Origin of the sequence: Salinisphaera japonica YTM-1, from assembly GCF_003788585.1 — a bacterium.
Taxonomy (GTDB): Bacteria; Pseudomonadota; Gammaproteobacteria; order Nevskiales; family Salinisphaeraceae; genus Salinisphaera; species Salinisphaera japonica.
On record NZ_AYKG01000014.1, the window covers coordinates 48433 to 59062 of the forward strand.

General features: G+C 59.8%; 6 protein-coding genes. All 6 read left to right on the forward strand.

The annotated features are described in order from the left end of the window. The 6 genes from SAJA_RS06075 (at nt 1) to SAJA_RS15535 (ending at nt 10451) form a co-directional block, all read left to right on the forward strand. Nucleotides 1–606 (forward strand): anthranilate synthase component II, encoded by a 606-nt coding sequence (locus SAJA_RS06075; protein WP_123657773.1) that lies wholly within the window; start codon nt 1–3, stop codon nt 604–606. Next, nucleotides 603–1640, forward strand: coding sequence for an anthranilate phosphoribosyltransferase (trpD, locus tag SAJA_RS06080; protein ID WP_123657774.1), 1038 nt, complete (start codon nt 603–605; stop codon nt 1638–1640). Before SAJA_RS06075 ends, trpD begins: the two co-directional genes overlap by 4 nt. 6 nt (nt 1641–1646) lie before the next feature. Further along, nucleotides 1647–2453 (forward strand): indole-3-glycerol phosphate synthase TrpC, encoded by an 807-nt coding sequence (gene trpC / locus SAJA_RS06085; protein ID WP_123657775.1) that lies wholly within the window; start codon nt 1647–1649, stop codon nt 2451–2453. Between the two features lie 414 nt (nt 2454–2867). After that, entirely contained in the window at nt 2868–5807 is a 2940-nt protein-coding gene (locus tag SAJA_RS15530) for a thrombospondin type 3 repeat-containing protein (protein ID WP_184999772.1), read from the forward strand. Between the two features lie 642 nt (nt 5808–6449). Further along, nucleotides 6450–8630: a thrombospondin type 3 repeat-containing protein gene (locus SAJA_RS06105; RefSeq protein ID WP_123657776.1), complete on the forward strand. Its 2181-nt coding sequence runs from the start codon at nt 6450–6452 to the stop codon at nt 8628–8630. A gap of 291 nt (nt 8631–8921) precedes the next feature. Continuing rightward, entirely contained in the window at nt 8922–10451 is a 1530-nt protein-coding gene (locus tag SAJA_RS15535; RefSeq protein WP_123657777.1) for a thrombospondin type 3 repeat-containing protein, read from the forward strand. Nucleotides 10452–10630 lie beyond the last annotated feature (179 nt).

Consider the following 10630-nt stretch of genomic DNA (forward strand, 5'->3'; position numbering starts at 1 on the left):
GTGATTCTGATGCTCGATAACTATGACTCGTTCACCTACAACCTGGTGCAGTATCTCGGCGAGCTGAATGCCGAAGTGCATGTCGTACGTAACGACGAGATCACTGTGGCCGAAATCGAAGCCATGGCCCCGACCGGTGTGGTCGTCTCGCCGGGGCCGTGTACGCCCAACGAAGCCGGGGTGTCGCTGGAGCTGATGGAAAAGCTGGCCCATCGGCTGCCGATCTTCGGCGTCTGCCTGGGCCACCAGGCACTGGGCCAGGCGTTCGGCGCCCGGGTCACCCGCGCACGACAGGTCATGCACGGCAAGACCTCAACCATTCGCCACACCGGGCGCGGCGTGTTCGAAAACCTGGCCGATCCGCTCACGGCCACGCGCTATCACTCGTTGATCGTGGCCCGCGACGGCTTGCCCCATGATTTCGAGATCACGGCCTGGACCGAACACGACGACGGCTCGATGGACGAAATCATGGGCATGATCCATACCCCCACCGGCGCCGAAGGCGTGCAGTTTCATCCCGAATCCATCCTTTCGGATCACGGCCATGAAATGCTGCGCACGTTCTTGAAGCGCTGCGGCGAGATCAGCCCCGAGGCGGCATGATCGACGCGGCCCTGCTCGACGATATCGCCCGCGGGCGCGATCTGGACGGCCCGCGAATGGCCGGGGCCATGCGCGCGATCATGACCGGGCAGGTCGAAGCCTCGCAAATCGGGGCCTTCTTGATGGGCCTGCGAATGAAAGGCGAGACGATCGAAGAGATCGCCGCCGCCGCCGGCGTCATGCGCGAGCTGGCCACGTCGGTACCGGTTGATCCCGATCTGGCCGAGCATCTGGTCGATACCTGTGGCACAGGCGGCGACGGCGCGGGCATCTTCAACGTCTCCACCGCGGCCGCCATCGTGGCTGCCACGGCGGGCGGCCGTGTCGCCAAGCACGGCAACCGCTCGGTCTCCAGCAAATCCGGCAGTGCGGATCTCCTGGAAGGTGCCGGTATCGCGCTCGATACCACGCCGGCCGATGTCGCAGCCGGCATCCGTGAGCTGGGCGTGGGCTTCATGTTCGCCCCGGCCCATCACGGGGCGATGAAACACGCCGTGCCGGTACGCCGCGCGCTGGGTATTCGTACGCTGTTCAACATGCTGGGCCCGTTGACCAACCCGGCCGGCGCGCGCAATCAATTGATGGGCGTGTTCAACGGCCATCTCTGCGAGCCGCTGGCCCACGTGCTGCACAGGCTGGGCAGCCGGCACGTGATGGTCGTGCACGGCGAAGACGGCCTGGACGAGCTCTCGATCAACGCCCCGACGCGCGTGGCCGAACTCAAAGACGGCCAGGTCACGACCTACAAGATCGCCCCGGAGGACGTCGGCCTGGAGCGGGCCACGCTGGATACGCTTCGCGTGGCCGATGCCCGGCAATCGTTGATCACCGTGCGCGATGTGCTGGCCGGCCGGCCTTCTCCGGCGAGCGATATCGTGGCCTTCAACGCCGGGGCCGCACTTTATGTCGGCGGCGTGCGCGACACCCTGCAGGCCGGCGTCACCCTGGCGCGCGAAACGCTTGCCTCGGGCGCAGCCGCCCAGCGCCTGGCCGATATCGCGGCTTTCACACAGCAGCGCACCGTCGCGAGATAACCCCCCATGAGCGTTCAAACGACCGATACCGTGCTCGACCGCATCCTGGCCACCAAGCGTGACGAGATCACGGCCTATCGCACCGGGCTGGATACGGCCCGGCTGGCTGACGAGATCGCTGCTGCTGATACCCCTCGCGGTTTTGCCGCAGCACTGGCCGCCAAATCGCCCCGCGCGGTCATCGCCGAAATCAAGAAAGCATCGCCCAGCAAAGGGCTGATCCGCGAGGATTTCGATGTTGCCTGGCTGGCCGAGCGCTATGCCGCCGGCGGGGCCGCCTGCCTGTCAGTACTGACTGATCGCGATTATTTTCAGGGCGACAACGACTTTCTGGCCCAGGCCAGAAACGCCTGCGATCTTCCCGTGCTACGAAAAGACTTCATGATCGATCCGATACAGATCGATCAGTCGCGGGCGCTCGGGGCCGATTGCATCCTGTTGATCGCAGCCGCGCTATCGACCGATCTCATGGCTGAGCTGGCCGGCCGAGCACGCGAGCTGGGCATGGACGTGCTGGCTGAGGTGCATACCCGCGACGAGCTTGATCGTGTCCTGGCCCTACCGAACGACACCATCCTCGGCATCAACAATCGAGACCTGAAGACGTTCAAGACCACCTTGGCCACCAGCTTTGCCCTGCGCGAGCACGTCGCCCCCACCCGCCTACTCGTCAGCGAGTCAGGGATTTTCACACACGAGGACATGACACGCCTGGCCACCGCCGATTTCGGCGCGTTTCTGATCGGCGAGTCATTCATGCGACAACCCGACCCGGCCGCGGCACTACGGGCACTGCTCGGAACACCCGACTGACACGCCGTACACGATGACAGCCTCCACTCAAAAGATTGGCGAAAAGAGCGCAGTCGTAGTGCAAAACATTGGAACAAAATGGTGCAGACGAGCGCTCATCGACCCGTAAAAAAGATTGCTTTGCTTGGTATCAAAGTGCTTTCAATGCGACCAAACGGTCGCTTTTTTGTGTCTGCAATCAGAGACAATTGACAGAAGATTGGGCACAACCGAAATTCTGCTTCCCCATAACGAGCCGATCTGAAAATCGGCCATACCTGCAAAGGGAGCGGTTTGATGCAAAGCATGCGATATGCGTTCTTTGCGGCTTTGATGGCGTGCACTCTCGCCGTCACAGGCTGTAGCGATCACAAAGATGTAGATCTGAACGGAAACAAAGGCAACGGGAGTGGCGCGCCCGATACCCCCGGCCAAATGACCGATGACGACAACGACGGCGTGGCCGACGGCGATGACAACTGCCCGACGGTTCCCAATGCCAACCAGAAAGACACCGACGGCGATGGCTTCGGTGATGCCTGCGATTCCGACGATGACGACGACGACATCCACGACAATCGCGACAATTGTCCGCTCGTAGTCAATCCGAACCAGGAAGATACGGACAATGACGGCGTAGGCAACGCCTGTGACGCCACCCCGAATACGCCGAACGACGACGACATGGACGGTGTGGCCGATAACGCCGACAACTGCCCCATGGTCTCGAACCCGGGCCAGACCGACAGCGATGATGACGGCCAGGGCGATGCCTGCGACGCCACGCCGAATGCCCCGAACGATACCGACGGGGACGGCATCATCGACAACACGGATAACTGCCCGACTATCCCGAACGCTGACCAGCTGGACAGCGATAACGATGGCCTTGGCAACGTCTGTGACACCGACGATGACGGCGACGGCATTCCCGATGGCAGTGATAACTGCCCGGTCAACGTCAACCCGAACCAACAGGATTCGGATAACGACGGCATCGGCGACGTGTGCGACAGCACGCCCAACGAAGACGACTCAGCGCGTGATACCGACGGCGACGGCATCAATGATGCAGTCGACAACTGCCCGCTAATTGCCAATCCTGATCAGCTCGACACCGACCGTGACGGCCTTGGCGATGTCTGTGACCCGGATAACGACAACGATGGTATTCCGGACGACGGCGACAACGACGGCGCCACCGGCAACAACGGCAACGGCGACAACGGCGACAACGGCGACGATAACGACAGCATGAACGGTGGCATGGGTGGCACCCCGACCGACGGCGAAGGCGATAACGCCTGCACCGCCGGTAACACCGAAAACTGTGACGACAACTGCCCCGTAACCCCGAACGCCAACCAGGCTGATACCGACGGTGACGGCATTGGCGACGTGTGTGACACCGACCGCGATGGCGACGGCGTCAACAACGGCACCGACAACTGTCCGCTCATCCCCAATCGCGATCAGACCGATAGCGACGGCGACGGCGTGGGTGATGCCTGCGATAGCGACAACAACGATGGCAATAACAACGGCGGCAACGACGCCGGCAATAACGATGCCGATAACGACGGCATCAATGACACCAACGACAACTGCCCCACGATCCCTAACCCCGATCAGACTGATTCGGACGGCGACGGTGTGGGCGATGCCTGTGACCCGAGCGATGGCGCCGACGACGGCAACATGGGTGGCAACAACGGCGATGCTGATAACGACGGCATCAATAACGGCAACGATAATTGCCCGATGACGCCGAACCAGAACCAGGCTGACCGCGATGACGACGGCACGGGCGACGCCTGTGATACCGACGACGGCGTCAACGAAGGTACCGATAACGGCCCCGGCAACGACTCCGATAACGACGGTATCGACGATGCCAACGACAACTGCCCGATGATCGCCAATCCGCGACAGGAAGATCGCGACAGCGACGGCTTGGGCGATGCCTGTGATCCCAGCAACGGTACCGACAACGGTAACGGCGGCGACGACGGAAGTAATGGCGGTAACGGCGGCGACGACGGCAGCACCGGCGGTAACGACGGCGATGACGGCAACACCGGCGGCAACGACTCAGACGGCGACGGCGTGCCGGATGGGATCGACAACTGCCCGATGACTCGCAATCCCAGCCAGAATGACGTCGACAACGATGGCATTGGCGATGCCTGCGATACCGATAACGGTAACGAGGGCGCCAACGGCGATGCCGACGGTGATGGCGTCAATAACAGCCAGGACAACTGCCCGATGATCGCCAACCGCGATCAGAAAGACAGTGATGGCGACGGCATCGGCGATGTCTGTGACGACACCCCGACGCAGATGAACGATTCGGACAACGACGGCGTTAACGACAACGTCGATAACTGCCCGATGACAGCCAACAGCAATCAGCTGGATACCGATAACGACGGCATCGGCGATGTCTGTGATATCGACAAGGACGGCGACACCATCGACAACAGCTCGGACAACTGCCCGCTGACGGCCAACCCGCAGCAGACAGACACCGACGGCGATGGCGTGGGCGATGCCTGTGATGACACCAACAACAACGGCGCCGACAACGACGCTGATGGTGATGGTGTGGTCAATGACGACGACAACTGCCCGAACGTGGCCAATGCCAATCAGCTCGATACCGACGGCGACGGCCAGGGCAACGCCTGTGACGCCGACGACGACAACGACGGCATCCTGGACGACGGCGACAACTCAGGCACGCAGGGCGACAACGCCTGTACGGCGGGTGATCGCACGAACTGTGACGACAACTGCCCGCTGACACAGAACCCGGCTCAGGAAGACCGTGACGGCGACGGCGTGGGCGATGCCTGCGACTCAAGCAACGCGATCGCCTGTGGCACAAATCAGGACTTCGTCCCGATCACCGGCAGCACGGCACAGGTGACGCGTCAGCGTTCACCCTTCTGTCTCGGCTGCTCGATTCGCAATCCGGAGAACCTGATCGACGACAATCCGGATAACGTCTCGCGTATCTCGATCCCGTTCAACGTGCTCAGCAACGCGGGCGTCACGGTCACGGATACGGCACGGATGTTCCCGGCCGGCTCGGAAGTTGCCTTCCTGGTCTCGCGTGAAGGTGGCCTGCTCAGTCGCAGCCTGCTTTCAGCCGTGTCGTTCGAGACGCTGAACAACGGCGTGCTTGCCTCGACGCTCGGCGACCTGCCGTTGACGATGCGCTTGTTTGACGTCATTAACGACGTGACCCAGCAAGCGCTGGTCTTCAGCTCTGACCAGCCCTTCAATGCGGGCCGTGTCCTGGTCGGCGGACTGGCCAATATCGGCAGCGTCGTGGATGTCTCCGCGGTCTGCGTGAGACAACCCCGCTAACCCAAAAGGGGCGGCCTTCGGGCCGACCCCGCCCAACGCATCGAGCGATGCTTAAAGGCGTAATCTTCGGATTGCGCCTTTTTACGTGCGATCAAGCATGAAGCCAGCCGTAGGCAGCCCGGTGATCACCCCATGCTCAGCGCTGACCGGCAAATACTCACGCCGGCAACGCTGGACCTATTAGGGGTTGAATTCTCTCATACACCAGTTGATCGACAGACTTGGCCTGGCCGCCAAAACGCTCAGCGCGACACCGAGGGTGGCCATCAAATATGTCTACGCAGCACGAGCACGAACTATCGATCGTTCCTTTCGCTTCAACGGCTTGATCGATGTGATCGTTGGTCGATTAACTCAAAAGACATCGTTCGACTAATAACCGTTTGCTACCATAAGAAATAAATTTTTATACTGCGCCGAATCGGCTTTTTATTATATTTTTACCAACTTATTAGATTCTAATAAAATTGCGTAACATATAAAAATTATTATATTAATCATGTATTTAAAATTTTATCTTTGAGTCTTCATGAAAAAAAAACAAACCGTTCCGATTAATGTTGACGAGAAGCTAAAGCTTTGTAACTTTCTTGGACATCGGTTCTAAAAAGTTTTAGTACCGAAATCACAAGGGAGACTACAATGTCCGATATCAAGTATTGGGGAGCGACCGGGCTTATAGCCTGTGCGCTACTGGTAACCGGCTGTAGCGACGATAAAGACGTCGATCTAGGCCAGGCCGATAACGGCAACGACAGCATGCAACCCGTCGATACCGACGGCGATGGCATCAACGACAACAACGACAACTGCCCGGCGATCGCAAACCCGGACCAGACCGATACCGACGGCGATGGCATCGGCGATGCTTGCGATAACGACGACGATGATGACGGTATCGCCGATGGCCCGGACAACTGCCCGCTGACCTCGAATCCGGATCAGCAGGATTCAGACGGCGACGGCATCGGTGATGCCTGTGATAGCGACCAAGGCAACGGTGACGGCGACGCAGATGGTGATGGCGTCAACAACGACGATGACAACTGCCCCACCACCCCCAACCCGGATCAGACGGATACCGACGGTGACGGCGTGGGCGATGTCTGCGATACCGATTCGGACGTCGCGGCATCTTCCTGCAGCTTTGGCGACAATGCCGCATTCTCGCCGATCGCGAACGCCGACGACGACAGCAATGATGTCAACGTGGCCTCCGGTGCTGACGGCGTGTGTCTGCTCTGCGGCGTACAGAATCCGAACAACGCTATCGACAGCAACCTGGACAACGCGGCCCGTTTGAACACCACGGTCGGCGCTCTGGGCGGCAGCGCCTTCATCACGATAACCGGGAACCAGGATTACTCCGGCAACCGTCGTGTCGGATTTGTTCTGGGGCGTCCCGACAACGTCCTGACGCTCGATCTCATTCGTAGTCTGGATGTCACGTTGTTCAACGACGGTGAAGAAGTCGCCGACTCGAACGACTCGGACCTGCTGAATCTGGATCTACTGGGACTGATCGGCGACAATAGCCGTCAGCTGGCGCTCGTACAGACCAACCAGACTTTCGATGCCATCCGTCTACGTTTGAACGGTGGCGTGAATGCGCTTTCGAATGTCGACGTATTTTCTGCCTGCGTACAGAACGGCACGATTCCGGATGGCGGTGAAGTCACTGACACCGACAGGCTTTCCAACGCCCTCTCGGGTCTGACCGCGCAGTTGACCGATCTTGGCAACGACAACGCGGTAAGCGACGGACTCAACGATGCCGTCACCCGCGTCACCGACGCCTTGGCCGCCGCACTCAATGGGGGCAATACCCAAAATCTGTCGAGCGATGTGAACTCGGCGCTCATGACTCTCCAGGATCAGCTGTCGCAGCTGACAATGGCCGGCGGCGACTTCTCGCTCGATAACCTGGTAACAAACCTCACAACCGGCCTGAGTGGGTTCAATCCCGACGCTGGCGACAACGACAACCCGCTGGAAAATACGCTGAGCCAGCTTCAAGGGGCTCTATCCGGCCTGGGCGACGATAATGGAGGTAACGCCAGTGCGGCAGTACAGAATGCGTTGATGCAGGTTCGCGACGCGCTCGCCAGTCAGGATGCAGACGACGCATTGTCCAATGCCGCCCAGAGCGCGCTCAGCCAACTACAAGTGGCGATTACACGGCTCGATGCTTCCAACGGCGCGGTATCCGATCCGCTGGCCAACGTTCTCGACAACCTGAACGGCACGATACAGAGCGTGCAGGATGGCAGTTCCGACAACCCGTTGCAGTCTCTGCTGGCCTCGTTGGCCAACGCCGATCTGGGCGAGATGAACGACAATGCGATCAAGCAGGGTCTCGACCAGCTGCGCATGCAGCTGACTTCTGTGATTGGCGATGGTGATCCGGTCGCGACACTGACCAATACGCTGAGTCAGCTTCAGAACCGCCTGGCTGACAGCGGTAATGATGTCGACAACGACGTGCTCGAGAGTCTTTTGACCAACATCAAGAGCTCGATCGACGCCATCAATCTGAGTGACGGAACGACCGGTCTCTCAAGCGGTCTGTCCGGCGCCTTGGATACACTCGATAACTCACTGTCGAACATAAGCCTGACGGGCGATAACGGTGACGACGACGTCAACAATGCCCTGTCGTCGCTGGAGAACGCCCTCGACAACCTAGATATCTCTGATCTTCAGGATGGATCGGAGAACGGGCCAGGGGCTGGCTTGGTCGACGCTCTAAGCAATCTGCGAACCACGCTCGGCGATCTACTGGGCGGGCTGCTCGGCGGCGTGGGCGACGTGCTGACGCCCTGATCCGCTAGCCAACAACACGCCGCTCGGCAACGAGCGGCGGCTACCTAAAGACGCAATCCCTGGATTGCGTCTTTTTTTGCCCGGCGTTTACAAATCGGGCGTATCGGCGATAGACAATATCCATAAGGTAACCGTAATCGCCGCCGGGACAGCTGTTTGCGAAGACCTAAAAAATCTGAACATATAAACCATCAAAGCGCGACGCTGGATGAATAAAAACAATCATAAACGACCGACAGGTCGTGTAGCGTCAGCTGTGGGGATCAATCAAGCGTTTTCAGGGAGCGAGGCATGTATCTTCATCGACCCATCGGCCGGGCTGTTCCATCCATTGTGCTAGCCATCGTGCTGGCCGGGCTATCCACAACGCCCGTGGTCGCCCAGACCGCCAACGCATCGGATACCGATGGCGACGGTATTGCCAACACGGTTGACAACTGTCCGAACACGGCCAATCGCGTGCAGCGCGATACCGACAATGACGGCATGGGCAATGCCTGCGACAACGACATCGATAACGACGATATCGCCAACGATCAGGACAATTGCCCAACGCGCGCCAACCCGATGCAGGGGGACGTCGACGACGATGGCGTGGGCGATGCCTGTGACGTGAATTCCAGTCTCGCCGACAGCGATACCGATGGCGTACCGGATCTTGTCGATAACTGCCCGGCCACGCCCAATTTTCAACAACAAGACGCTGACCGCGACGGTATCGGCGACGTCTGCGACCCAACCCCGAATCAGAGCAATGACCAGGATTTCGATGGTATCGACGATGCCACCGACAACTGCCCACAGCGTGCCAACAACGACCAGAAAGATCGGGACGGCGACGGGCTCGGCGATCTTTGTGATCCCGATGACGACGGCGACGGCGTGCCCGACGGCACCGACAACTGCCCGAACCTGGCTAACGCCGATCAGATCGATAGTGACGACGACGGCATTGGCGATGTCTGTGACTTCATGCCCAACATGTCCAATATCGAAACCGACACGGACGGCGACGGCATCGTCGACACCGACGATAACTGTCCGTTCGTAGCCAACGGCGATCAGCTTGATGCCGACAACGATGGGCGCGGTAACGCCTGCGACGCCGACGACGATAACGACGGTATTGCCGACGATGGCGACAATTCGGGTGTCGAAGGCGACAACAACTGTTCGGTGGGCAACAACGCCCCCTGCGACGACAACTGTCCGCGCACGCCCAATGCCGCACAGGTCGACAGCGATCGCGACGGCATCGGTGATGCCTGTGATACCGGCGAGCGCCTGGCCTGTGGGCCAAATCAGCCGTTCAAGCCGTTGACGATGCCCGACGTTGTCTTGACCAGCGATCTGCCAACGCTCTGCACGCCGCTGACGTGTGGCATCGACAACGAATCCAACGTGATCGACGCCAACCCGGACAACGCCACCGGCATCAGTCTCAGCCTGGACCTGCTGGGCAATCTCTTGAACGATCCGGCCCAGATCACGCTGACCGATACCAACGAAGCGCAATTTCCGCCCGGCACCGCGGTCGCGGTGATCCTGTCCTCTCGCGATACCCTGCTGAGCCTGGATCTACTGCCGTCGTTCACGGTCAGCGTACTGGGTAACGATCAGATCGTGGCTTCCAGCGACGATACCGATCTGCTGGGCCTGGATCTGTTGGGGCTGGCCAATGACGAAAACCGGTCGGCGGTTGTCTTCAAGCCGGATGCGGCATTCAACGCCGTGCGGTTTTCTTTTGCCGGCACACTGAATCTGTTGAGCAGCGTGGATGTCTTTAACGTGTGTGTTCGACAACCCCTGACCGCGCCCTAGGGCCTGTTGCCGTTTCATACGAGTCCGCGCCAAGCGCTCCATAAAATTGACTATGGGCGGCAAGACGAGGCATAGCACGCTTAGCGTGTCGTTCTGCGCTAGCGTGCTAGAACGCTGGATTGCCGACGTGTCGTTAATTTCAGGGCGCTTGTCCCGAAGGGTTGGGCCGCCCATAAAAA